Annotated in this window: 21 protein-coding genes and 1 pseudogene; 6 read left to right on the top strand and 16 right to left on the bottom strand. The window is 71.6% G+C overall.

What is annotated here, in order from left to right; genetic code table 11:
- Positions 1-13: 13 nt before the first annotated feature.
- On the bottom strand, positions 14-721 hold the full coding sequence (locus tag FM051_RS05765; RefSeq protein WP_158841850.1) for an alpha/beta fold hydrolase: 708 nt from the start codon (positions 719-721) through the stop codon (positions 14-16).
- A 154-nt stretch (positions 722-875) separates the two neighbouring features.
- Between FM051_RS05765 and FM051_RS05760 the strand changes: the two genes are divergently transcribed.
- Both FM051_RS05760 and FM051_RS05755 read left to right on the top strand, forming a co-directional pair.
- On the top strand, positions 876-1,523 hold the full coding sequence (locus FM051_RS05760; protein ID WP_158841419.1) for a HemK2/MTQ2 family protein methyltransferase: 648 nt from the start codon (positions 876-878) through the stop codon (positions 1,521-1,523).
- Positions 1,507-1,698, top strand: coding sequence for a CDGSH iron-sulfur domain-containing protein (locus tag FM051_RS05755; RefSeq protein WP_033439821.1), 192 nt, complete (start codon positions 1,507-1,509; stop codon positions 1,696-1,698). The genes FM051_RS05760 and FM051_RS05755 overlap by 17 nt, the downstream gene beginning before the upstream one ends.
- 26 nt (positions 1,699-1,724) lie before the next feature.
- On the opposite strand, the gene FM051_RS05750 is transcribed toward FM051_RS05755, so the two are convergent.
- From FM051_RS05750 to FM051_RS05740, 3 genes are read right to left on the bottom strand one after another with little or no spacing between them, the layout of a single operon-like run.
- A complete protein-coding gene (locus FM051_RS05750; protein ID WP_158841417.1) occupies positions 1,725-2,720 on the bottom strand; it encodes an iron-containing redox enzyme family protein in 996 nt (331 codons plus the stop codon).
- Positions 2,717-3,805 (bottom strand): carboxylate-amine ligase, encoded by a 1,089-nt coding sequence (locus FM051_RS05745; protein WP_158841415.1) that lies wholly within the window; start codon positions 3,803-3,805, stop codon positions 2,717-2,719. The genes FM051_RS05750 and FM051_RS05745 overlap by 4 nt, the downstream gene beginning before the upstream one ends.
- The gene (locus FM051_RS05740) at positions 3,805-5,313 is read right to left on the bottom strand and encodes an FAD-dependent oxidoreductase (RefSeq protein ID WP_158841413.1); all 1,509 of its coding nucleotides are present in this window, start codon (positions 5,311-5,313) and stop codon (positions 3,805-3,807) included. The genes FM051_RS05745 and FM051_RS05740 overlap by 1 nt, the downstream gene beginning before the upstream one ends.
- A 61-nt stretch (positions 5,314-5,374) precedes the next feature.
- Between FM051_RS05740 and FM051_RS05735 the strand changes: the two genes are divergently transcribed.
- Entirely contained in the window at positions 5,375-5,812 is a 438-nt protein-coding gene (locus FM051_RS05735) for a DUF6098 family protein (RefSeq protein ID WP_158841411.1), read from the top strand.
- On the opposite strand, the gene FM051_RS05730 is transcribed toward FM051_RS05735, so the two are convergent.
- Complete coding sequence (locus tag FM051_RS05730; protein ID WP_158841409.1) at positions 5,809-7,821, bottom strand: neutral/alkaline ceramidase; 2,013 nt, start codon at positions 7,819-7,821, stop codon at positions 5,809-5,811. The genes FM051_RS05735 and FM051_RS05730 overlap by 4 nt on opposite strands.
- 389 nt (positions 7,822-8,210) lie before the next feature.
- Entirely contained in the window at positions 8,211-8,624 is a 414-nt protein-coding gene (locus FM051_RS05725) for a VOC family protein (RefSeq protein WP_158841407.1), read from the bottom strand.
- A gap of 181 nt (positions 8,625-8,805) precedes the next feature.
- Between FM051_RS05725 and FM051_RS05720 the strand changes: the two genes are divergently transcribed.
- The 3 genes and pseudogenes from FM051_RS05720 to FM051_RS51525 all read left to right on the top strand — a co-directional run.
- Entirely contained in the window at positions 8,806-9,141 is a 336-nt protein-coding gene (locus FM051_RS05720) for a DUF6204 family protein (protein WP_158841405.1), read from the top strand.
- A 161-nt stretch (positions 9,142-9,302) separates the two neighbouring features.
- A complete protein-coding gene (locus FM051_RS05715) occupies positions 9,303-10,097 on the top strand; it encodes an SDR family NAD(P)-dependent oxidoreductase (RefSeq protein ID WP_158841403.1) in 795 nt (264 codons plus the stop codon).
- A 112-nt stretch (positions 10,098-10,209) separates the two neighbouring features.
- Positions 10,210-10,428: pseudogene (locus tag FM051_RS51525) on the top strand (phosphotransferase); the annotation flags it as partial.
- Between the two features lie 25 nt (positions 10,429-10,453).
- Here the strand turns inward: FM051_RS51525 and FM051_RS51520 are convergent.
- The 10 genes from FM051_RS51520 to FM051_RS53025 form a co-directional block, all read right to left on the bottom strand.
- The gene (locus tag FM051_RS51520) at positions 10,454-12,616 is read right to left on the bottom strand and encodes a lantibiotic dehydratase (RefSeq protein ID WP_158841401.1); all 2,163 of its coding nucleotides are present in this window, start codon (positions 12,614-12,616) and stop codon (positions 10,454-10,456) included.
- Positions 12,613-12,846 (bottom strand): phosphopantetheine-binding protein, encoded by a 234-nt coding sequence (locus tag FM051_RS05700; protein ID WP_158841400.1) that lies wholly within the window; start codon positions 12,844-12,846, stop codon positions 12,613-12,615. The genes FM051_RS51520 and FM051_RS05700 overlap by 4 nt, the downstream gene beginning before the upstream one ends.
- Positions 12,847-12,862: 16 nt before the next feature.
- Complete coding sequence (locus FM051_RS05695) at positions 12,863-14,131, bottom strand: condensation domain-containing protein (protein ID WP_158841398.1); 1,269 nt, start codon at positions 14,129-14,131, stop codon at positions 12,863-12,865.
- A complete protein-coding gene (locus FM051_RS05690) occupies positions 14,128-15,351 on the bottom strand; it encodes a cytochrome P450 (RefSeq protein WP_158841396.1) in 1,224 nt (407 codons plus the stop codon). Before FM051_RS05690 ends, FM051_RS05695 begins: the two co-directional genes overlap by 4 nt.
- A gap of 14 nt (positions 15,352-15,365) precedes the next feature.
- Complete coding sequence (locus FM051_RS05685) at positions 15,366-16,928, bottom strand: amino acid adenylation domain-containing protein (protein ID WP_158841394.1); 1,563 nt, start codon at positions 16,926-16,928, stop codon at positions 15,366-15,368.
- A 1-nt stretch (position 16,929) separates the two neighbouring features.
- A complete protein-coding gene (locus FM051_RS05680; RefSeq protein ID WP_158841392.1) occupies positions 16,930-18,102 on the bottom strand; it encodes an acyl-CoA dehydrogenase family protein in 1,173 nt (390 codons plus the stop codon).
- Positions 18,099-18,356, bottom strand: a complete 258-nt coding sequence (locus FM051_RS05675) for a phosphopantetheine-binding protein (RefSeq protein ID WP_158841390.1) — start codon at positions 18,354-18,356, stop codon at positions 18,099-18,101. The genes FM051_RS05680 and FM051_RS05675 overlap by 4 nt, the downstream gene beginning before the upstream one ends.
- On the bottom strand, positions 18,353-21,487 hold the full coding sequence (locus tag FM051_RS05670; protein ID WP_158841388.1) for a non-ribosomal peptide synthetase: 3,135 nt from the start codon (positions 21,485-21,487) through the stop codon (positions 18,353-18,355). Before FM051_RS05670 ends, FM051_RS05675 begins: the two co-directional genes overlap by 4 nt.
- A 130-nt stretch (positions 21,488-21,617) precedes the next feature.
- Positions 21,618-22,862 carry an MFS transporter gene (locus tag FM051_RS05665; protein WP_158841386.1) on the bottom strand — a complete coding sequence of 415 codons (1,245 nt, stop codon included), beginning with the start codon at positions 22,860-22,862 and terminating at the stop codon, positions 21,618-21,620.
- Between the two features lie 24 nt (positions 22,863-22,886).
- The gene (locus FM051_RS53025) at positions 22,887-23,240 is read right to left on the bottom strand and encodes a ClpX C4-type zinc finger protein (RefSeq protein WP_158841384.1); all 354 of its coding nucleotides are present in this window, start codon (positions 23,238-23,240) and stop codon (positions 22,887-22,889) included.
- Positions 23,241-23,460 lie beyond the last annotated feature (220 nt).

The raw sequence follows: 23,460 nt of genomic DNA, 5'->3' as shown, positions 1-23,460 counted from the left end.
TTCTCGCGGTGGGTCAGCCGGCCACGGACACCGGTTCCTTGCTCCGCGCCCAAGCGGCCAAGCGCGGCGCGAGGAGCCGGTACACCTCCGGGTCCAGCGCCATGCCCGTGTGCGAGCTGCTCACCTCGACGCAGTCCGCGCACGGATCGGCGCACAGCTCCCACGGCGCGATGGCGTCGTTGCGGGAGAACACCGCGATGGCCAGCACCTTCAGCGGCGTGGCCAACCCGGCGGAGTTCGTGTCGTAGCACGCGCCCGTGAAGCAGTCCTCGTCCAACAGGCCCGGAACGCCCGCCGCGGACAGTCGGGCCAGCTTCCGCGCCACGCGGAGCACGCTGGGGTGCGCGCCCAACTGGTCCAGCACCGGGCTCGCGAGCATCACCAGGCCACGCACCAACTCCGGCCTGCGCACCGCCAGGATCCTGGCCAGCCCGCCGCCGCGGCTCTGCCCGAACAGGACGACCCGGTCGCCGGTCGCCTCGGCGTGCGCCTCCAGACGGCGTTCCAGGCGTTCGACCAGTGCGGTCGTGCAGCCCACGTTCAGGCCGATGCGTGCTCCGATCGGGACGTAACCGCGTTTGCGGAGCCACTTGCCGGTCAGGTGCAGGCTCCGGTCGCCGAAGCCGAAACCCGGCACCAGCAGGACACCGAGGCCGCGGCCTTCACCGGGATCGGCGCCGCGCCACGCAGGGTGGGCCAGCAGGCGGGGGATGCCGAGCATCGCCACCAGCACCTGTTCCCGGGCCACCGCACGTGTCGCCTGGACCACGCCTATCCGACCTCCCTGTCAGGTACAGGAGGATTCCCCGTTCTTTGCCTTCCATTCCTCGGAAGTCCGTTCGTTTGCGGTACAAAACGCTGGGAACCACTGTCCTATGTGGTTGTGGAGACCGCCGGGCGTGTACCGGCCCCAGGAGGACACGTGGCTGCTGGCCGAGGCGTTGACGGACGCGGGGATGCCGCGTGGCGGGCGGGTGCTGGACGTGTGCACCGGAACCGGTGCGTTGGCGGTCGCCGCTGGCCTCGGCGGTGCGGGTGAGGTCACGGCGGTCGACCTGTGTCGACGTGCTCTCCTCACCACCTGGCTCAACGCTCGAATGCGCGGCCTCCGGGTACGCGTGCGCAACGGCGACTTCGGTGATCTCGTCGGCGACGGCGAGTTCGACGTCGTCACGGCCAACCCGCCTTACGTGCCCAGCGCGTCGGTGCCGGAACGAGGACGTGCGCGGGCGTGGGACGCGGGGCCGGAAGGGCGTTCCGTGCTCGACCGGTTATGCGCGGTGATGCCGTTGTTGTTGGCGGCGAAGGGCATCGGGCTCGTCGTGCACTCGTCGCTGTGCGATTCGGACCTCACCCTGCGGCAGTTGCGCGGCGGTGGGTTGAAGGCTTCGGTGGTGGCCCGCCGCACGGTGCCGTTCGGGCCGGTCATGCGTGAGCGGGCCGGGTGGTTGGCCCGGCGCGGGCTCATCGAGGACGGCCAGGAACACGAGGAGCTGGTGGTGATCCGTGCCGACGCCGCGTGACGCGCGAGTGGTGACCGTCGTGCCCGGCGGCCCCGTCCTGGTGGAGGGGCCGGTCGAGTTGCGGCTGGACGACGGGACGGTGGTGTGCTCGGACCGGTTCGTCGTCGCGGTGTGCGCGTGCCGCCGCAGCAAGCGTTACCCGCTGTGCGACACGAGCCACCGCAAACGCCGCTGACCGTTCTTGCCGTTCTTGGTCAGAGGTCAGAGGGGCAGGCGCAGCGCCGTCCGCCCCTCTTTCCACGCGTTCAACAGGTGGTCGCCCAGGCGTTGTTCCAACAACTCCGTGGCCTGCACGCCGAACACGACGGACTCGGTCAGCTCCGGCTCACGGGCCAGCAGGTCGCCGATCACGTCCCGGCGCATCACCTGCTCGTGCACCGCGTCCGCCTCGATGTGCTCGGTGAAGAACTCCACGCAGTCGGGGTGCGCGTCCAGTCGCTCCAACGCCTTCGCCATCCGCGCGGCACTGGGCGCGGTGGTGATCTCGGCGGCGGCGAAGTGCCCCACCAGTGCCCCGCGCAACGACCGGTGCAGCCCGCACAGCGACATCAGGTTCACCGTGGCCAGCGTCTCGGCGGGCGCGTGTTCCAGGTAGTGCAGGTATCCGTCGTGCAGACCGGCGCCGACGAGTAGGTCCGCGAACAGCCGCGAGTGCATCCGGTCGGCACGCCCGCCGCCGAACTCGTCGAACTCCACGGCCACCAGCGCCGCCTTCGCCGGGCCGCGCAGGCGCGGGATCACCCACGCGTGCGGGTCGGCCTCCTTGAGGTGGTAGATCGACCGCAACGCCAGGTACTCGCGCATCTGCCACCACTCCCCCTCGTCCTTGAGGTAGTGGCTCACGCCGACGCCGTCGACCGGCTCGACCAGCAGTTCGTCCAGCACGCCGGCGATGTCCGCGCCGCCGGGCACGTCGGCGCGCAGAGCACCGAGGAACACCCGTTCCAGTGCGGTGCGGAACCGCAGGAGTTCCGGGTTCCACTCCCAGTCGTCCGACACGCCCGCGAAGCCCTGGTAGTGCAGCTCGTAGCACACGTGCAGGGCCAGTTGCAGGTCCTCGCCGTACGGGTCCGCCGACACCCGCGACGGCAGGTCGGCCGGCGGGTCGGCGCGCAGGGCGTCGATCACGACGGCGGACAGGGGACCGCGCGGGGTCGGCAGCACGGCCTGGTCGACGGTCGGGTCCACAGTGGTCATGACGTGGGGTTACCCGTTCCGTCGAGGCGCACGCCGGTCGAGGCGCACGTAAGCAGGTCGACCGCGGCCTCCGGTGATCCGGCCCGGCGCTGTCGTTGCGCGCCCGTGCCGTCGACCAGCACATCGCGTACCAGCGACCGGATGTGATCGCGGTCGTCACCCAACGCGTCGGACACGTGCTCCAGCAACGCCTCCACCAGCTCGAGCGCAGGCACCTGACGTGCGACGACCGGGTCCACGCCCGGTCCGGACAGCCCGTACCGGGCCGCCGACCACACCGCCGCCGCCAACACCTGGTCGTCCGGTTCCGGCGCGGTTCCGGCGGATCGCGCCGTGTCCACGAGAGCCCTGGTCAGACCGGCTTGGAGCACGGCGTCGTCCACCGTCGCCGCGGTGTCGGCGACGCGCACCTCGACGGTCGGGTACCGCGGTGACGGCCGGGCCAGCCAGAACGTCATGGCGGCGTCCACCAGCACCCCGCAGTCCACCAGCCGGGCCACCCGCGCGTCGTGCTCGGCAGCCGTTCGGAAGAGCGGCGGCACGCCCGAGCCGGGGAACCCCGACTGGTCCATGATCCGCCAGCTCGCGTAGCCGGTGTCGCGGCCCCGGTCGAACGGCGAGTTCCCGCCCAGCGCGAGCAGCGTCGGCAGCCACGGCCGCAGGTGGTCGACCACGTGCACGGCCGTCTCCCGGTCGGGCACGCCGACGTGCACGTGGCAACCGCAGCACTGGTACCCGCTCACCTGGCCGCGGTACACCGACTCGATCCGCTCGAACCTCTCCCCCGCGCTCAACCGCGGTTCCGGGTCGGCGAGCGGCGGCGACCCGGACGGGAGCAGCCGCACGCCCTCGGCGTGAGCGGCGCCGGCCAACGTGCGCCGACCGGCTGTCAGCTGGTCGCGCAATTCGTCCAGGTCATCGCACACACCGCTGGCGAACTCCACCTGCGTGCCGCTCAGCTCACGGTGGACTTCCGCGCCCGGCGGCAGCGCGCCCACGCGTGCCAGAACGTCCGCCGCGCGGGGCACCGGGCGACGGGTCGACGGGTCCACGAGGAGGAATTCCTCCTCGACGCCCACCGTCATCAGGCCGGATCACGCCTTGGCAGGGGCTTGGTCGCCGGGCCTTCGAGCACGGCGCCGTCCACGTCGAACCGCGACCCGTGGCACGGGCAGTCCCAGCTGTGCTCGGCGGAGTTGAATCGGACCAGGCAGCCGAGGTGGGTGCAGCGCAACGACACGCCGTGAACGCCGCCCGCGTCGTCGCGGTACACACCGGCCTTGCCCACGCCGTCGCGCACCACCCGCGCCTCGCCGGGCGGGACGTCCGCGACCGACTCGACCTCGGCCGGCTTCAGCCGGTCGCCGACCAGGTCCACGGCCACTTTCACGTTCAGCTTGGCCAACTTCGGGGTGGCGCCCAGGGTGAGCCGGTGGGGGCTGAACCGCTCCGCCAGCCGGTTGTCCCGGCCCACGACCAGGTCGGTCAGCAGGTCCGCGGCCATGGTGCCGTTGCTCAGGCCCCACTTCATGAACCCGGTCGCGCCGTACAACGTGGTCGAGCCGGGTGTGTAGGGGCCGATCATCGGCAGGTTGTCGTAGGACGTCGGGTCCTGGGCGGACCAGCGGTGGGTCACCTCAGCGACGTCCCAGTGCTCGCGGGCGAACGCGGCCAGCTCGGCGTACGGGTCGCCTGCGGACGATCCGGTCGGGTGGCCGCGCCCGGCGACGATCAGCAGGTCACCGGACCTCGACAGCGACCACGACCTGCTGCCCGTGCTGATCGCGAGACCGGTCGGCGGCGTGCCGGACCGCAGCCTCGCGGCCACGCAGTAGGAGCGCGTCGGCTCCAACCGCGCGAAGTACAGGCCCCGGTCCAGGATCGGGTAGTGCGTGGCGATCACGACGCGTCCGGCGACGACCGTGCCGCGGTCGGTGTGGACGCGGCACGGCGCGCCGTCGTCGACGCCCAGCACCCGGCTGCCCTCGTAGATCCGGCTCCCGTCGCCGTCCACGACCTCCGCGAGGCCGCGCACGTAGTTCACCGGGTGGATCGCCAACTGGTCGTCCAACCGCACCGCGCCCGCCACCGGGAACGACACGCCCATCAGCTCACCGCGATCGCGTGACACCGGCAGGCCCGCCGTGATCGCGGCGGTGCCCTCTTTCTCGACGGCGGGCAGTTCGTCCTCGGTGAACGCGAACGTGTAAGCGGGCATCCGCCGCAGGTCGCACTCGATGCCCTCTTCGGACACCAGCGCCGCCACCCGCTCGACGGCGGCCGCGTTGCCGGTGGCGTAGTCGGCCGCCGCCTCGGCACTGTGCTTGCGCTCGATCCGGGAGTACACAGTGGACTGCAGCGCGGTGACCTTGGCGGTGTTGTTGCCGCTCACCCCGCTGCCCACCCGGTCGGCCTCCACGAGCGCCACCCGCAGACCCTCGCGCTTGAGCAGCAACGCCGTGGTGACCCCGGTGATGCCCGCACCGACGACCGCGACGTCCACGGTCGTCTGGCCGGTGAGCACGGGGAACCGGCCGTGCGGTATCGCCTCCGACCACAGCGAGTGTCGGGCCGTCGTGGTCGCTTCCGTCATGCTAAAGCTCATACCCAGGCTGTTCGCGTTCGAACCACGGCCTCCGGGGCAACCCAGGCCCATGCGCACCTTCGCCGACCTCGACGACCTCGTCGCGCTGATCGAGGACCGGTCGCCCGCGCACGAGTTGTTCGTGCGCTGGTCACGTGGTCCTGAGGCGGACGGCGGGCGGAGCAGCCGGGACGGGTTGACCGGTGGGCAGCTGCCCGGTCTGTCCGCCAACCCTCTGGCGGCCGAGCCGTGGTGGGGCGACCGGCCGCTGCGGTTGTGGGTGGCCCGACGCCTGCACGACTACCGCCACCTGCGGGAACGCCGTGGGCCGGGCGTTCGACCGTGGGTGCTGGAGGGGGAGGAGGTCGGGCGCGGGCCGGACAACGAGCCCCTCGTCCAGTGCCGTCACCCGGTCGGGTGGATTTCCGACGAGGTGATGACTGAGTGCGAACACTTGGTCGAGGAGCACGCCGACACCGACTGGGGTCCCCTCGACCGCGAGAGCTAACCGACGGTGAACGTCCTGGTCGTGCCGGTGAACGGGGTGATCGCGCCGGTCCAGCCGTTCTTCCAGTCGCCGTGGTGCACGATGCGGTACGTGCCCGCCAGGGTGTCCGCGGGGATCGTCCACGTGATCGTGGCGTTCGAGTTCGCCACGCCCTCGCGCTGCCAGCGGTACCGGGTTGACCAGTCGCCGTCGTCGGCGTGCCGAGTCCACCGGCCGCCGACCAGGCGCTGGACCTCGAGGAACGTGCCGTTGCGGTGCAGGTTGTTCTTCGGGTGCCCGGTCACGAACACCGCCGTGGCGGTCTGGCCGCGCGCGTAGGTCGTGGCCGGTTCGGTGAGGACGTCGCCGAACTCGCGTCCCGACGGCTTGTCGTCGAACACCACCCCGGTCTGGAGGTTGATCTCGGTGAACGGCGGCTTGGCCGGCGTCGCGCCCGGCGCGAGCGGCGTGCCCGCGCGCAGGGACGCGGCGAGCTTGGCGAACTCCTGCTGGTAGGCGGGCAGGGTGTTGCGGCCGAACAGGGTCGAGCCGCCCTCGTACTGCTGGAGGTCGTACTCCTCCGGGGTGGTCACGTACTGGCTGTAGTCGTTGGCGTAGCCCTGGACCAGCACGTTCTCGACTGGCACGCCGGCCTCGGCGGCCACCGCCTTCCGGATGCGCAGACCGGCCACGATCGTCACCTCACCCGGCACGGCGACCAGGTGCAGCGGTCCGATCTTCACGATCTGCAACGGCAGCACGTTCGGCGTGGCCCGCACCAGACCGGTCGGCACCAGCGACGCCTTCGGGTACTGGCAGTCCCGCAGCCACTGCGGCACCTCGACGTCCAGCGGCTCGAACAGCTGCTTCCACGGGCTCGTCATGCCCTCGCGGAAACCGGGGATCGCCGGACCGTCCTCCACGCTGCCCGCCATGGTGGACGCGCCGACCACGCCCGGACACGTCGTGCCCGGCCGTCCGTCGGTGGTGTACCGGCCGTCGACCGCGACCGCCGACATGTCCACGAACCGCATCCGGTAGTCCACTCCCCCGGTGACCGGCGTCTGCGGACCGGCGAACACCTGCTGCGCCTTGCGGTTCTGCCGCTCGCCGATGATGCGGGTGTTCTCGACCTCGTCCTCGGTGGGCCCGGAACCGGGGCGCAGGTTGAGGTTGGGCGACATGTCGCCCGCGTTCGTGTTGGGGAACGCGGCGACGAAACCGGGCCGGTCCTCCAGGTACCGCACGCCCCGGTCGTCGTGCTCCCACTGGTAGGCCGCGTAACCCTTGTTGTCCGGGCTGATCAGGGTGTTCTTGTTCGTCAGCGACGTGTTGTGGGTGGCGAACCAGCTGATCGCGCCGACGTCCGCGCCGTTCTGCCGGAACCGCAGCACGGTCATCGCGGGGTCGATGGCCCGCGGGAAGTACGCCTTGTCCGCCGCCGGGTTCTGCTCGAACGCGACCCGCGAGCGGTTCACGCTGGCGTCGGTCAACTCGCCGCGTCCCAGGGACAGCTCGCCCGGTTTGAGGTCTTCGTGCGCCCGCACGACCGATTCCGTGATGCCGTCCGTGATCGCGTTCAAGGTCTGCGGCTGCATGCCGAGGATCGACAGGTTGTAGGCGAGGTTGTGCGAGTAGCCGCCGGGTCCGGCGTGCGCGTGGGTGGCGGAGAGCAGCACGTTCTCCCTGGTGTAGAGCGAGCCGTAGCGGGTCTGGAGCTTCGCCAGCACCGCTTCCTGCACCGCCCGGAAGATCATCGCCAGGTCCGCGTTGACGTACACGACGCGCTTGCCGCTGGCCTGGTCGACCACCACGAACGCGCGGGAGCGCTGGCGCTGGTGCACGCCGGTGGTCTTCTGGTCGAACGCCGAGTAGCCCATCATCCCGTTCTCGGCGGCGGGGCCCGTGACGTCGGAGATGCCCCGCCCGACCAGGTACGGCTGCGGCGCCGCGTCCGCCACCGGTAGACCGACCACGACCAGCGCGCTGATCAGCGCGGATGCCGTTAATGACCGCCGAGAGACCCGCATTCGCACTCCCCGACCCGAGATACGCGAAACCTCTTCACCTTTACTGGACGGTAGGTGATCCAGGCCACGCGGGGCAACCCCCGTCCGGCCCCACCCAGCGTCACCGTCGGACCATGTTGATGACGTTGATCCACGCCGAGCGCCGTCCCCGCCGGCCCGCCGTGGCGCGGGCGTGCAGGCAGGCGGCGTAGCCGGCCAAGGAGGCGAAGGCGACCGTCTTCCTTCGGGGCCCAGCCCCAGAACCGGCCCCACGCCTGCTAGGTGTTGCGGGTCATGACGTTGGTGACAGCCGATAGGGGCTGAAGCAGGATGCCGGTGCGCGGAGCACGCCGCGCCCACCGGGCACGGGCCGATCGTACGAGTGCGCGGGGTCGTCGGGGTCGTCGGGGTCAGGAGGAGGCAGCGCTGATGTTGACCATCCAGGAGATGCCGAACTTGTCCTGGCAGGCGCCGTACTCGTCGCCCCACATCTGCTTCTCCAGCGGCGTGAGGACGTTGCCGCCGTCGGACAGCTTCTCCCAGTAGCCGTGCAGCTCGTCGGCATCGTCACCGCTGAGGCAGATGGTGATGTTGTCGCCCGCGTTGACGGACATGCCGGGCGGGGTGTCGGCGCCCATCAGCGTGAAGCCGCTCGGCGTCTCCAGCATGCCGTGCATGATCTTCTCGGCCTCCGGCGCGTCCGTGGCGCCGTACTCGCCGAACGTGTTGAGCGACAGGGTGCCGCCGAAAACGGATTCGTAGAACTCCATCGCCTCGCGGGCGTTTCCAGCGAAGCTGATGTACGGGTTCAGTCGCGAGGTCACCGGGTCCTCCTCGGGGTCGTGTCGGCGGGCTCATCCTGGCAGCAGGCGCGGGATGCCGCAGGGCGGGAACGACCAGCGTGTCGCCTGTGGGCGGTCCGCGGTCGGGGCATATCCGATTGCGGTCCTCTCGGCGGTTCCTCCACGATGACAGGCCGACATCGCGGCGATCAGGAGACGGCACATGGAGCACACCTACCGGGTCATGGTGCGGGGCCGGTTCACCGACCTCGACGACGTCGGCCGCGCCCGACTGCTGGCCGCCGTCGACCGGCACGGTGTGCTCGACAACGGCTTCTCCGAGGACGGCGCGCTGTCCTACGACCGGTCGCTGGACTTCTTCAGCTTCCGCGTGGTGTTGCGCGCCGAGGTCGCGGCGACCGATCGGGCGGTGTGCGACCGGGCCCTCGCCCTGGCCGCCCGAGCGGTCGAGGAGTTCGGCGTGGACTTCCGCGACATGCGTGCGTCGGCGACCGATATGGACCTGATCAAGGTGCGACGTCCGAAGCGGGCCGGTTAGCCCTCCGACCGCAGGCGGGGCGGCGATCGGGGCTCGTGTCGGCCGTGCCGCGTGCTTTACGTCCTGGCGACCTTGGCCACGGCGGACGGACGTTGGGGAGTTCCTGGGGGCGCTGTACTCGTGAACGGCGGCGTTATGCCCTTTGCGCGATCATCGTTGGCATGCACCTGGATCTGAGCGGGAAGACGGCGCTGGTCACCGGTTCGACGCAGGGTATCGGCGAGGCGATCGCGGTGGCGTTGGCGCGGGCCGGTGCGCGGACCGCGGTGAACGGGCGCAAGGCCGAGGCGGTCCACGAGGCGGTGGCGCGGCTGCGTGAGCAGGTGCCGGGGGCGAACGTGGTCGGCGTGCCGGCGGACGTGTCGACGGATTCCGGCGCCGCCGCGCTGGTCTCGGTGCTGCCCGAGGTGGACGTGCTGGTGAACAACGTCGGCATCTTCGGGGCGCGGCCGGCGTTGGAGATCAGCGACGACGAGTGGCGGCGGTACTTCGAGGTGAACGTGCTGTCGGCCGTTCGACTGACGCGCACCTACCTGCCGGGGATGCGGGAGCGCGGGTGGGGGCGCGTGCAGTACATCGCCAGCGACTCGGCCGTGGTGATCCCGGCGGAGATGATCCACTACGGGATGTCGAAGACGGCGCTGCTGGCCGTGTCGCGCGGGTTCGCGAAGGAAGCGACGGGCAGCGGTGTGACGGTGAACTGCGTGATCGCGGGGCCGACGCACACCGGTGGGGTGGAGGACTTCGTCTACCAACTGGTGGACCGTTCGCTGCCGTGGGAGGAGGCGCAGCGGGAGTTCATGCGCGTGCACCGGCCGCAGTCCCTGCTGGGGCGGCTGATCGAGCCGGAGGAGATCGGCAACCTGGTGGTGTACCTGGCGTCACCGCAGGCGTCGGCGACGACCGGGGCGGCGGTGCGGGTGGACGGGGGTTACGTCGACTCGATCCTGCCGTGACCAACGGGCCCGGGATCGCCGTGCCGTTGGTGTCGAAGGCCTCGTGGGTGAGTTCCGCACGGCCCAACAATCGGATATCTCCGGTGAGCGGTGTGGGCGATCATGGCAGGACATGCACGCCCACGTGGCCGACCCGGCGCTCGCCTACCCCGCCCAGTCCGCCGCCCGGGTCGACCGCATCGCAGTCGTGCGGGACCGATTGGCCGACCTGCTGCGGGCGCGGCACGCCGCCGTGGTGCCACGATCGCGGTTCGGCCTGATCCACGGCGAGCTGGGCCCCGACCACGTCCTGGTCGACGACGACCGCGACGAGCCGGTGGTCATCGACATCGAGGGCACGATGTTCTTCGACGTCATCACCGGGATTCCTGTTTTCCGACCGATGTCCCCGCTCCTACCCGACCGTCCAGGGCAACCAGTCGGAACTCGCCGGTGTGGATCGTGCCATCCGCCCCGGTCAGCCAGAGGTCATCGAACCCGGGCAACATCTCTTGGACGACGAGAACCGCGTCCGGATCAGCCCCGCGCAGCAGTCGGAGCAGGTCACGCATCAGCGGCTCGGCGGAGAGGTCGCCGAACACCGGCTTGGGCTCGGTGGGCAGCCGGTGGAAGAAGTGCAGCGGTACACCTCGGTCGCGCAACGCCGCAGCCAGCGCGCGGACGTCCGGCGTGACCAGATCACCAGCTCGGAACCGCCAAGTCTCCCGGTGCACGACGAGGCGGTCCAGGCTCACCCTCGGGGTGTGCGGCGCCTCTCCGAACGGCCGGAACGCATCGACCGCGACGATGGACAGGAACTCACCGAGCAGTTCGAGGATCGGGGCGTGGACACCTTCTCCCATGACGACGACCTCCTCACCCTCCCGGCGCACCCGCAGGTCGAGCGCGCGGATACGCGGCATGTCGACGGGCAGCACGTCGTCGCGCCACGAGGTCCAGTACCGATCCTTGTCGGGCAGGCGCACGCCGCGCACCGGCTGTGTGCGGGGGCTGATCCTGGCCCAGCTCCGGGGGAACGCAGGCAGGAAGCGCGGCCCCGGCGTCGTTCGGTCCACCAGGGCGGCCACGTCGACGAAGTCGCGCTGGTTGAGCGTCGCCCACCGGCCGTCCAGCGGGTTCACCGCGACGTGCAGTTCGCCGAGCACCCAGCCCCGGTCGGCGGTCAGCATGACGTCCGCGCTGTGCACCCGGGCCAGGCCCCACCCGGCGCGCGGCGCGGCGAACGCCTTCCGCCAGCGTGGGCCGAGCCGCTCCCCCGACAGGTGGACCGGGCCGCCTGCCGGGTCCGGGTCGACGAGCCCCGCGACCACGGCCTGGAGCTCGCGCACGACCTCGGCGACCACTGGTGACCGCTGGACGGTCAGCTCCGTCCGCAGGTCGTCGAACACGATGTCGAACGACAGCTCGCCGTCCGGGGTCTCCGCCAGCGACTCCGCCACCAGCCCGCGCACCCGCTCACCGATCCGCCAGGTGAGCCACCGGCACGCGTCGAGCAGCAGCCCCAGCGGCTCGGCCAGGCCGGCCAGGGCGTCCGCGCCGAGCACCACGTCCCAGTCCGCGAGCGCGTCGCTCCACAGCAGCGTGCGCTGCTCGGCACTGTCCTTCTTGGACAACACGGCCGAGGTGCCGGCGATGGTCCGGTAGCGATCACGCAGGCGGGCCAAGGCCGTCGCGGCGTCCGCGGCCTCGTCGACGGCCCGCCGGCCGGCCCGCAGCTCGTCCAGCAACGCCAGGTGGTCTCGGGCGGCGGGCAGATGGGCCAGCGCCGCGAGCTGGTCGGCGAGCTGGTCGTCCACCGCCTCGTCGAAGTGGAGGTGGAAGCCCCACCGGACGACGCCGGCGGCGTGCAGGTCTTCCAGGACCCGCAGGGCTCCTTCGCCGTGCACGGCGGCGATGCGCACAGCCGGTGTGCGGCCGTCGCACCGGCCCAAGACCGCCGCCTGCTCCGGGGTGAGCTCGGTGGTCAGACCGCTGGGGCGGAGCAGGGTCGTGCCGTCCAGCCGGCTGGACGGGTCCCGCAGCGGGCACAGGTGCGGCCGCAGCCCGGTTTCCCACCGACGGGCCAGCGCTTCGATCGCCCAGACCTCGAAGTGCGCGTGCCGGCGCACGATCTCACCCCGCCCCTGGCTCACCACCACGCCGGGCGAGGTCTGGTCGAGCCGGGCCCATCCGGTGGGGCCGAAGAAGTCGATGGTGTCGTTCTTCGTGGCGTACCGCTGCACGTAGCGGGCGAGCGCCATCATGCGCCGGTCGCGCTTGCGCCCGGTGGCCGCGCCGGCCCGGTAACCGGCAGCCCAGTTCGCCAGCACCGCGGGGTTCTGCCACGCCAGCGCGTGGCGCAGCCACGGGTCGGCCGCCAACCGCTCGGCGGCCCGGTCGAGCTCCTCGACCGGGAGGAACTCCGCCGCCGTGCCACTGGAGAAGCTCAGCGCCGCACGAGCGTCGAGGCCGGCCGAGCGGACCAGGGCCACGTCGCCCAGCCGCCATTCGTCGGTCAGGTCGACCAGCACGCCCGTCACCGCCGGACGGTGTCGACGACGGCTTTGACGAGATCGCCCAGCACCGGGTTGCGCAGCAGCACGGCCAGCCGCAGCCGAGTGCCGAACTCGCGGCTCAGCGCCGCCATCAACTCCGCGGCCTGCAACGAGTTGCCGCCCATGCCGAAGAAATCGTCCTCGGCGCGGGCCTCGTCGACCCCGAGCTGGCGGGTCCACTCCCGCAACACGATCTCCTCCGTCTCAGCGGACATGTCTCCTCCTCGCCGCTCAGCGCGCCAGTTGTCGGGACACACGCTCACGCCACACCTCGGCGAAAAGCCCGGCCGAGGGGAACGCGACAGGGTCCGCCACCACCCGCAGGACCAGTTCCGCCCCGTCGAACCGGGCCGTCGCGTTGACCGGCGACTTCGGCACGAGCCAGGTCGGCAGCCACTCGTCGACGACCAGGTCGGTCGGGCCGAACGCCGGCCGCGTGGTGAGGTCTTCGAGGCCCAGCAGGCAGCGGGCCTCGCCCGACCACCCGGTGCGGGTCCGGCGGTTCACCGCCAGTACCACGTCGTCGAACGGGACGTGAGCGTGCTCGAAGTCAAGCCAGCACGCCCGGCTGAAGTCCTGCCACCGCCACGCCGCGCCCATTTCCCCGCTGAACACGGTGTTCATGAAGCAACCGACAACCCCGACGAGTTCGGGTGGTCGCATGCCCCAGGGGTAGATGACCGAGCTGGCACCGCCTTCGACGGCTTGCAGCGTCTGGTGCGCCGCCGCGAGCAGGCGCGGGAACAGGGTGGCGCGGACCCGCGGACCGGGTAGCTCCACCGGAGCCGGGTCCACCACAGCCGCGGTGACCGGATCCGGTGTGGCAGGGCCGGATGAGGTGACGCCGGCGACCGGCGCGAGTCGGTCCACCCAGTACCCGACCGCGTCCTCGGTGGCCGCTTCGACCTCCGAGTCCAGCCACTGCCACACCGCGTCGCGGTACTCCCGCCACGTGTCGGTGGGCGGCCGGGGTGCGGGCTCCGCTGCGAACAGGTCCGCGGCGACCAGCCGCAACGACATCTCGTCCATCACCGAGTGCTCGAACACCAGCACCAGCCGGTCCTGCTCGGCGCCCCGCAACAGCGCCACCCGCATCGGCGTGGCGTCCGGTGCCGTGCGCGCCTCGGCGAGCACCCGGCGGACGGCCTCCGCCTCCTCCCGGGCACCCGCGACCGCGACCACGGTCGTGGGCGGTGTCGGGTCGGTCAGCTCTCGTTGCACGACCAGGCCCGTGTCGTCGTAGTCGACCCGGCACCGCAGGGCCGCGTGGCGGGACACCAGCGCGGCCAGCCGGTCGGCAAGCCCGGCCACGGTCAGCGCGCCCGCGGGCAGGGTGAACGCGTAGGGCACGAGTATCCGCCGCCCGGTGCTCTCCGCGCCGAGCACGAACCGGCGTTGCGCACTCGTGGCCGGCAGCAGACCTTCGGCCGAGGCGCGTTCCCCGCCGGTCAGGGCGGTGAAGCGGTCGCGGTACCGCCTGGACAGGCTCGGCTCGCTCACCGTGTCACAAGCCGCATCGGCAGCCGGGAGACACCGTTGATGAAGTTGGAGCGCACGTGGACCGCGTCGCCCACCGGCTCGAACGACACGACGCGCTCGGCCAGCTCGTTCACCAGCGCGCCCAACGCCGCACGCGCGGCGGGCGCGCCGATGCAGTAGTGCGGCCCGACGCTGAACGCGATGTGGGGGTTGGGCGCACGGTCGAGGCGAAACCGGTAGGGGTCGGTGAACACGCGCTCGTCCCGGTTCGCCGAGGCCACCCACGCGCAGACCAGCTCGCCCGGCTCGAACACGCGACCGCGCAGCTCGACGGGTCGGGTGACCCGGCGCAGCAGGTGGTTGGTCGGGCTGGTCCACCGGGCGGCCTCCTCGACCGCGGCGGCCCGCAGGTCCGGCCGGGCGCGCAGGGTGTGCCACAGTGCGGGCTCCTCGGCCATCACCGCGATGAAGTGGGCTGCCACGTGCGGGGTCGTGGTCGCGGCACCCATCAGGAAGCTGTAGCAGTTCAGGACGACCTCCTGGTCGTCGAGCGGGCGGCCATCGAAGGTCAGCCCGCACAACGCGGACACCAGGTCGCCGGTCGGCTCGGCGCGGCGGCGCGCGACCAGCTCACCGAACAGGTCGAATATCTCCGAGTGCGCGTCGGTGAGCGTCCGCCGCGCGTCACCGAGGGTGTAGGCGGGGTCGTCCGGCGCGACGCCGCGCATGGCCGCGAGGCCGACGTCGCGCCACCGGGACCGCGGCACGCCCAGGATGCCGCCCAGCGCCACCATCGGCAGTTCCAGCAGCACGTCGGCCAGGTCGACCGGCTCGCCGTCCGGCACCGGCTCCAGCATCGACCGGACGTCGTCCCGGATCCGTGCCGCCCTGGCCCGCATCACCGACATCGACATCACGCGAGCGGTGGGACCGCGCAGGTCGGCGTGCAGTGGCGGGTCCACCATGTTGATCGCCGTACCACCACCGAGGTCACCACCCGCCACGGCCAGGATCGTGCCCCACTCGGAGCTGAACACGTCGATCTCCTTGAGCACCCGGACCACGTCGTCATACCGCGTGACGGACCAGAACTCGTGGCCCGAACGCGTGCTCTGGAGCCACAGCGGCGCATGGTCTCGCAGCCACCGCCACGCGGCGTGCTGCCCGACGCCCGCGTATCGGGCGGGCTCGTCGAGGTCGATGGCGTCGGGGACGTCCGAGTCCAGCGGGGACATGCGCATGGCCGGCTCCGTTCTCAGCGCGCGACTGCGTCGGGGCGGATCTCGTCCACTGCGGACAACAGGGCGGCCCGGTCGACCTTGCCGTTGGCGGTCAACGGGAACCGCGGCACTTCCACGATCGGGGCCGGGATCATCTGCGGTGGCAGGACCACCGCGAGGTCACGGGCGGCGCCCGCGGCGGCACCCGGGCTGCTGGGCACGACGAACGCGACCAGGCTGCGCGCCTCGCCCCGGCCGTGCACCGCGACGACGGCCTCGCGCACGGCGGGCAGCGCGGCGAGGGCGGCCTCGACTTCGGGTGTCTCGATCCGGAAGCCCCGGACCTTGATCTGCTCGTCCCGCCTGCCCACGAAGTCGAGCAGGTGGTCGTCAGTCCAGCGCACGTAGTCGCCGGTGCGGTAGAGCCGGGTGTCCGTGCCGTTCGGGTCGGGCACGAACTTCGCCGCGGTCAGGTCGGGCTGGCCGCGGTAGCCGTGCGCGAGACCCGGTCCGCCGATGAACAGTTCACCCGTCACCCTCGGTGGCACCGGCCGCAGGTCCTCGTCCAACACCCACGTCGACGCGTTGGCGATGGGCCGGCCGATCGGGACGCTCGTCGCGTCCCGGGGAAGGGAGCGGATCCGGTGAGCCGTGCTGAACGTGGTCGCCTCGGTCGGGCCGTAGATGTTGACCAGCCACCGGGGCGGCCCCGCGGCGAGCACCGCCAGCGCCGCCTCCGGGTTCATCACCTCACCGCCCACCATCAGCCGGCGCAGCGTCGCGAAGCCCGCGGGAGCGAGGCGGGCGTGCAGGTGGAACAGCGCCGTCGTCATGAACATGGCGGTGACGCGGTGTTCGGCCAGGCTGTTGCCCAAGGAGTAGGTGGAAAGCAGCGAGTCGCGGTCCAGGCCCTGCACGACCGCCCCGTTGAGCAGCGGACCCCAGATCTCGAAGGTGACCGCGTCGAAGGCGATGTTGGACGCGAACGCGACCACATCGTCCGACCCGAGGCGCAGGTAGTCCGTGTCGACCACCAGGTGGATGATCGCGCGGTGGGGCGCCATGACCCCCTTGGGCCGCCCGGTCGAGCCGGACGTGTACATGACGTAGGCGAGGTCCTCGCCGTTGCCCTCCGGGTACCGCCAGGTGGCCTCCGCGCACCCCGGTGCCCGCAGCGCTCGCGCGGTCAGCTCGTCGAGGTCGACCCAGCCCGGGTCGGCCGCCAGGTCCCCGGCGGTGAGCACCAGTACCGCCCCGGCCTGGTCGACGATCACGCGCTGGCGCGCGGGCGGCGTGGCCGGGTCCAGGGGCAGGTACGCCGCGCCCGCCTGGAGCACGGCCAGGAGCGTCACGACCTGGCGGGCGGACTGGTGGTCGAGCACGCCCACGACGTCGCCGCGGCTCACGCCCAGCTCTGCGAGGCGCTCGGCCAGCCGACCCGCGCGCAGGCACAGCTCGCGGTAGGTGACGACCTCCTCCGGGAAGCTCAGCGCGACGGCGTCGGGCCGGGCCAAGGCGACCTGGGCGATCAGCCTCGGCACCGTGCTGGTGATCGGGCTGTCCGTCCGCACTCCGTGCGGGTGCACCGCGGACCGCATGTCACTCCATCCCTTCGGCGGCGGCGAGGATCAGCTTCTGGGCTTCCGACGTGCCCTCCACCAGGCGATTCGCCCGGACGTGGCGGTACAGGTACTCCATCGGGTGACCTCGCAGCCACGCTGCGGCTCCGTGGACCTGGAACATCCGGTCGACCGTGCGGAACGCGCCCTCGCCGGCCGCCAGCTTGGCCAGTGAGGACTGCACGACGGCGTCGTGGCCGTCGTCGACCTCCTGGGCGGCGGCGAAGGTCAGCAGTCGGGCGCTCTCCAGCTCGACCCGGCTCGCCACCACGTGCTCCTGCACGTGCTGGCGGCTGCCGATCGGTGCGCCGAACGACTCTTTGACGCGGGCGAACTCCACACCCAGCGCCAGGGCGCGCGCGGCCACGCCGTTGGAGTTCGCCGCGATCACCAGCCGCCCCCTGGCCAGCGACCGGGTGATCCAGCCGGGGTGCGCGCCGATCGCCGCACGCCCGCCGAGGAGGTGCTCCTCCCCCACCGGCACGTCGTCGAGCAGCACCTCGCACAGCAGGTCGTCACCGAGGCCGCGCCGGGTGCTCTCCACCACCAGGCCAGGCGTGCCGGCGGGCACGGCGAACACCACGGCGATCTTCGTGCCGTCGTCGGCGGGCAGCGCGGCGATCACGAGCACCAGGTCCGCCTCGTGGGCGTTCGTGACGAAGCACTTGCGGCCACGCACCCGCCAGCCTCCGCCGTCGGGCACGGCCGCGGTCTCCAGGTCGGCGAGGTCGGACCCACCGCCGGGTTCGGTCAGCGCCAGGCACCGGGTCAGCTCACCCGCGACCAGCGGGCGCAGGAAGCGCTCCCGCTGCTCCGCGGTGGCGCGCAGGAGCAGCGCGCTCGGTCCGGCCGGACCGCACAGCGCGTACGGGGCGAGCGGGCACCCGCAGCTCTCGGCGTACTCGTGCAGCAGCACCTTCGCCGCGAAGGGCATGGACTGCCCGCCCACCTCCACCGGGTAGTCGCCCGCGTAGAACCCGACCTCGGCCGAGCGCCTGCGGACGAACTCGCGGAGGTCGAAGCCGACCGGCTCGCCCACCACCACACCGCTCTGGCGGGCCAACGGCACGAGCTCCCGACGCACGAACGCCCGGAAGGACTCCAGGACCGGGGCGTGCTCGACGGTATAGCGGTCGACCGGGCTGACGCTCACGAATCGCCTTCGGTCAGCGCGGCCTCGACGGCCTCGGAAAGGCCGGCCAGCGTCGGGTTGCGGGCCAGCAGTCGCATGGGCAGCGGGCGGTCGAACTGCTCGCTCAGCCTGCCCATCATCGACGCGGCGAGCAGCGAATTGCCGCCAGCCTCGAAGAAGTCGACGTCCGACCGGGCGGTGGCGGCTCCCAGATGCGCGACCCAGACCTCTCGGATGGTGGACCAGTGCTCGGACTCGGCTGGCTCGGTGTTCATGACACTCGCTCCCCGGCAGTGGACAGGATGAGATCTGGGTCGTCGCGCAGACGTTCTGTGACGGCACGGGCGGTAGGCGCCTCGAAGACGTCGCCCATGAGCAGCCGCACCCCGGTCTCGCGACGCAGCCAGGCGATCAGCGACGCCACCAGCAGCGAGTGCCCGCCGCTCGCGAAGAAGTCGGCGTCGGCGTCCACATCCCGCTTCAGCACGGACCTGAACCCGCCCAGCACGACGCCCAGCAGGCCGGTCTCGTCGCTCCCCGCCGGAGCCGGACGCGGTTCGGGCAGCGGCCAGGTCCGCAGCTCGGCCAGGTCGACCTTGCCGTTGGGCAGGCGGGGCAGCGCGGGCGCGGCGACCCACCGCTCGACGACCAGGTACCTGGGCAGCACGGTGCGCAGGCCGGAGTTCAGCCGGTCCGCGACGGACTGATCGGCCGTTTCCACGTAGCCCACCAGCCCTTCCACCACACCGTCCACGACGTGTGGGACCACCGCGACCTCCCGGTGGTCGGCCAACGGCCGGGCGGCGGTCTCGATCTCCTCGGGCTCGACCCGGTAGCCGCGCAACTTGAGCTGGCGGTCAGTGCGGCCGATGAAGCGGAGGTTGCCGTCGAGGCCTATCACGCCGATGTCCCCGGTGCGGTAGAACCGACCTGCGTGGCCGGGTAGCCCGTCCGCGTACGAGTCGCGGTCCGGTTCGTCCAGATAGGAAGCGATCGACCCCGGGCCGCCGATGGCGATCTCGCCCGCCATGCCCACCGGCAGCGGCGTTCCGTCCTCACCGAGGACCACCAGCACCACATTGGGTAATGGGCCGCCCAGCGGGACCTCGTGCTCCGCGACATCTCCGGTGAACCGCGTCATGGTCGAGGTGATGGTCGACTCGGTGACGCCGTAGGCGTTCACCAGGACCGCACCGGGCAGGGTGCGGGCGATGTCCCGCGCGCCGGCAGCCGGCAACCGCTCACCGCCGACCACGACGACGCGCAGCGGGTGTGACCTCCCGGCCAGGCACTCGCCCAGCTCCTCCAGCACTGCGAACAGGTAGCTCGTGGGCAGGTTGACCACGGTGACCGCGCGGTAGGCGATCAGCGCGGCGAGGTCCTCCCCGCTGGGCACCACCGTGCCGGGTTGCACCAGGCAGGCACCGGTGACCAGGCTCGGCACCACCTCTTCGAAGAACACGTCGAACGCGGGCTGGGCGAACTGCAACACCCGGTCATCGGGCCCGATGCCCAGGTAGTCCGCCACACCGGCCATCGCGTTGCCCAGCGCCGCGAACGGCACCACCACCCGCTTGGGCCGCCCGGTGGAGCCCGAGGTGTGCACGAGGTACGCGGCGTCCGGGTGACGGCGGATCGCCGTCGTAGACCGCCGCGGCGACGTGTCGCCGAGTACCGTCGCGGGCACGCCGGCCGCGCGCAGGGCACGCAGCCGTCCGGGTTCGGTGAACACGACCGCAGCGTCGAGCCGCCCGACGGCATCGGCCACCGCACTGTCGGTCCACCCGACCGGCAGCGGTGCGAACACGTACCCGCCCACGAGGCAGGCGAGCAGGAGCTCGACCGCGGCGACACCGCGCGGCAGCACCGCCGCGACGATCTCGCCCTCCTCGACGCCCGCGCGGGCGAGGCGGGCGGCCAGGGTGTCCGCGCGCCCGACGAGTTCCGGGTACGACAGCTCCTGCGTTCCGTTGACCAGCGCCGGACCGCGGTGGGCGCGAACGTGGTCGAGCACCTCGGCCCGGCTCGGCACCTGCCGGTCGGCGCCGGTGAGCACCGCGGACGGGTCGTGCGGGCCGATCAGACCGAGTTGCGCCACCGGGGAGTCCGGCGAGGCGACCGCTGCTTCCAGCAGCCGCTGGAACCGGTCGGCCAGGAAGCTCACGGTCGCCTTGTCGAAGAATTCCGTGGAGTAGTCCCAGACACAGGTGATCGTCCCGCCTTCCGCGCCCAGCGCCCTGGTGCCCGGCAGGATGACGACGTCGATGTCGGCCGTGCGCGACGTGGAGAGGTTGATCCCTTCGACGAAGGAGACCTCCAACCCCGGCAGCTCGATGTCGGGCAGCAGCGCGTCGTGCATGCTGAACATCGTGCGGAACAAGGGGTTGTCCAGCGTTCCGGAGCTGCGTCCGCAAACCCGCACGATGTCCTGCATCGGCGCGTCACCGTGGTCCAGCGCGTCGAACAGGCGGTCCGTGGTCGCGGAGGCCAGCTGTCGCGCCGTCCAGCCGGGCTCGAAGCGCTGTCGCACCGGCAGGCTGTTGACCAGCATCCCCACCGTGCGCTCGAATCGGCTCGGCCGGTTGGCCGCCGCGGTGCCCACGGTGACCTCAGCGGCCCCGTCGTGGCGGCGCACGAGTTCGCTGAACAGTCCGAACAGCAGCGAGAACGGCGTGCTGCTGACCGAGCGGGCCAACGCGTCGATATCCGCGCACAGGTCGGCGGGCAGTTCGCGGCGCACCTGACCACCGCCGAACCCGCGCCGGGTGCCCACCCTCCGGCCGAGGCCGCGGAAGCCGAACGTGCCCAGGTCCGCGCCCGCCAGGCTCGTGCGCCACCACTCCAGCCGGTCCTCCACCCCGGCCCGGAACGCCGGTGACTTGCAGTGGTCGAGGTATTCCACATAGGTCACAGCAGGAGCGAGCACGGGCTCCCGTCCCTCGCTCAGCTCCCGGTAGGCGGTGAACATGTCGGCGAGGAACACCGCGAACGAGCGCCCGTCGTGGATCAGGTGATCCTCGGCGTGCAGCAGTCGGTGGTGGTCGGCGGAGAACCGCACCACACACCACTTCGCCAACGGTGCGCGGGTGAGGTCGAACGATTCGTCGGTGAACGTCGCCACCAGGCGACCGAACTCCGCCTCCGCATCGGCGGCCCCTGCCAGATCGACCGAGGCGATGGGCACGTCGGGTAGGTCGACCAGTCGCTGGAGCGGCTGGTCCGACTCCGGGTCCACCACCGCCAGGCGCATGGCGGGGTGGTGCCGGACGACCAGGGAGATGGCCCGTCGGAGCGCCTCCACGTCCAACGGGCCCACGAAGTCGGTGACCGCCAGGAAGTTGTACGCGGAGCTGCCCGGCGCCAACCGGTGATGCAGCCAGACGAGCTCTTGCTGTGGTGACAGCACGAACACGAAGCCCCCAAACTGTGCTTGTACACCGAAGTCACAGCCCGGGCCGCGGCACCGCCGCAGCCGACCGGTCACCTGTATACCGACGGGCCGCGACGGCGCACAACACACAGTGTTCAGGGTCGGGTCATCCGACGGCCTCTTCGTCCACATCGGACTTGTCGAGCCCGCGCAGGCCACCGCTCCAGGTCGCCACCGCCGAGAGCGCCACGACCCACGCCGCGAAGATCAAGGACGCGGTGCGCGGGAGGGCGACGTCCAGCAGCACGCCCGCCGCGGCCGCGCCGACCGGCGTCGCCGTCCAGATCAGCAGGCTGAACGCGGTGCCGACCCGGCCGCGCAGCGCATCGGGTGTGACCTCGAGCTGGAAGCTGAGCGCCGCGATGCCGAAGCACGGCATGGAGACCGTGAACAGCCCCAACACGACCGCGATCATCACCAGGGAGGTCGAGAACGCCATCAGCACCCACAGCGCGGCCTGCAACCAGAGCACCGACAGCAGCAGACCACCGAGCCCGAGCCGCTTCTTGAGCCGCGGGGCCAACAGAGCGCCGATGACACCGCCGACACCCAACGCGGAGAACAGCACCCCGATCGCCGCGGAGGACGCGCCCGAGTCCCGCGCCACGACGATCGCCACCAGCGCGACGCCGGAGATCGCGACCTGAAGCCCCGCCGCGGTGATCGCGATCAGCCTGAGCGCGGTGTGGTTCCACAGCCAGCGCACGCCCTCGGAGACCTCGGCGCGCAGCGAGCCCCGCTGCGCGGGTTCGGTCTCCTCGCTGCGGAAGTCGCCGCGCACGAACGACAGGCACAGAGCCGAGGCGAGGAAGGACAGCGCGTCGACCAGGAACGGCAGGCCGCGGGAGAGCTGGAGCAGCGCACCGCCGACCGGACCGGCGATCACGCCGCAGGCTGACTGAGCGGTCTCCTGAGCGGACACCGCGGCCGTCAACTGCTCCTTGCGCACGATGTTCGGCAGGCACGCGCCTTCGGCGGCGCTGAAGAACACGTACAGCACGCCACCTGCGAAGCCGGCCACGAACACGTGCGCGGGCGTGAGCACACCGACCACCAGGGCCGCCGGGATCGTCGCCATGTTGACCGCCCGCAGCAGGTCGCAGACGATCATCGTCCGCTTGCGGTTCCACCGGTCCACCAGCGCGCCCGCGATCAACCCGAACAGCAGGTAGGGCAACGCGCGCACGGCCGCGAGCGCGCCGGCGGCCGTGGGCGAACCGGTGATCGCGAGCATGAGCAACGGGTAGGCGAGCTGGGACACGCCATTGCCGAACTCGGACAACGTCTGTCCGGACCAGACCAGTCGGAAGTTCCGGTTACGCCAGACCGAGGTCACCTCGGCAGTCGTCACGACCACATCTCCTTCACCACGTCGTCACCCGGAGAACCGCTCCCAAGCCGACTGCCGAGTCATTCCCAACGCGTCACCGATCCGCGCCCAGGTCACGCCGCGCTCGCGCAGTTCGGCTACGCGTTCCCGCAGGCCGACCTCGATCTGGGCGGCGGTCGCCGCGATGCGGGGCAGGTGGCCCAACAGCTCTTCGTCGGACATGACCGACCACTCCGGGACGTTCGCGTCGCCGGCGCCCTGGTCGGCGGCGAGGATCTCGGCGCACTTGGTCACGCATTCGTCACAGATGTAGATGCCGGGACCAGCGATGATCTTGCGTACCGCCTTGGCGGCCTTGCCGCAGAACGAACATCCCGGAGGGAAAGCCCTTTCGGACACGTCGCGCCCTCCACGATCTTGTCAGGCGGTAACTGACAAGTGGGACAATAGCGCGATGGCCGGAGACTGACAACCTCGCTGCCTCCAGGATGATCCGGGGCGTCGCGGTCCCTACGCTCGGTTGTGCCCGGCACGCCGGCACCGGCGCACGCCAGTGCCGACGCCGCGCCGCAGTCCTGGGGGGTGAAGATCTTTTGAGCACGCCCGTCGCAGTCACCGT

Origin of the sequence: Saccharothrix deserti (assembly GCF_009769385.1) — a bacterium.
In the GTDB taxonomy this organism is placed as follows: domain Bacteria; phylum Actinomycetota; class Actinomycetes; order Mycobacteriales; family Pseudonocardiaceae; genus Actinosynnema; species Actinosynnema deserti.
This window is presented reverse-complemented; position numbering and strand designations above follow the sequence as displayed.

Excerpts from the sequence above, each read along its gene's own strand:
- FM051_RS05765 (WP_158841850.1), bottom strand. The coding sequence starts at position 721 with ATGCTCGGCATCCCCCGCCTGCTGGCCCACCCTGCGTGGCGCGGCGCC.
- FM051_RS05760 (WP_158841419.1), top strand. The coding sequence starts at position 876 with ATGTGGTTGTGGAGACCGCCGGGCGTGTACCGGCCCCAGGAGGACACG.
- FM051_RS05750 (WP_158841417.1), bottom strand. The coding sequence starts at position 2,720 with ATGACCACTGTGGACCCGACCGTCGACCAGGCCGTGCTGCCGACCCCG.
- FM051_RS05745 (WP_158841415.1), bottom strand. The coding sequence starts at position 3,805 with ATGACGGTGGGCGTCGAGGAGGAATTCCTCCTCGTGGACCCGTCGACC.
- FM051_RS05740 (WP_158841413.1), bottom strand. The coding sequence starts at position 5,313 with ATGACGGAAGCGACCACGACGGCCCGACACTCGCTGTGGTCGGAGGCG.
- FM051_RS05735 (WP_158841411.1), top strand. The coding sequence starts at position 5,375 with ATGCGCACCTTCGCCGACCTCGACGACCTCGTCGCGCTGATCGAGGAC.
- FM051_RS05730 (WP_158841409.1), bottom strand. The coding sequence starts at position 7,821 with ATGCGGGTCTCTCGGCGGTCATTAACGGCATCCGCGCTGATCAGCGCG.
- FM051_RS05720 (WP_158841405.1), top strand. The coding sequence starts at position 8,806 with ATGGAGCACACCTACCGGGTCATGGTGCGGGGCCGGTTCACCGACCTC.
- FM051_RS05715 (WP_158841403.1), top strand. The coding sequence starts at position 9,303 with ATGCACCTGGATCTGAGCGGGAAGACGGCGCTGGTCACCGGTTCGACG.
- FM051_RS05700 (WP_158841400.1), bottom strand. The coding sequence starts at position 12,846 with ATGTCCGCTGAGACGGAGGAGATCGTGTTGCGGGAGTGGACCCGCCAG.
- FM051_RS05690 (WP_158841396.1), bottom strand. The coding sequence starts at position 15,351 with ATGCGCATGTCCCCGCTGGACTCGGACGTCCCCGACGCCATCGACCTC.
- FM051_RS05685 (WP_158841394.1), bottom strand. The coding sequence starts at position 16,928 with ATGCGGTCCGCGGTGCACCCGCACGGAGTGCGGACGGACAGCCCGATC.
- FM051_RS05675 (WP_158841390.1), bottom strand. The coding sequence starts at position 18,356 with ATGAACACCGAGCCAGCCGAGTCCGAGCACTGGTCCACCATCCGAGAG.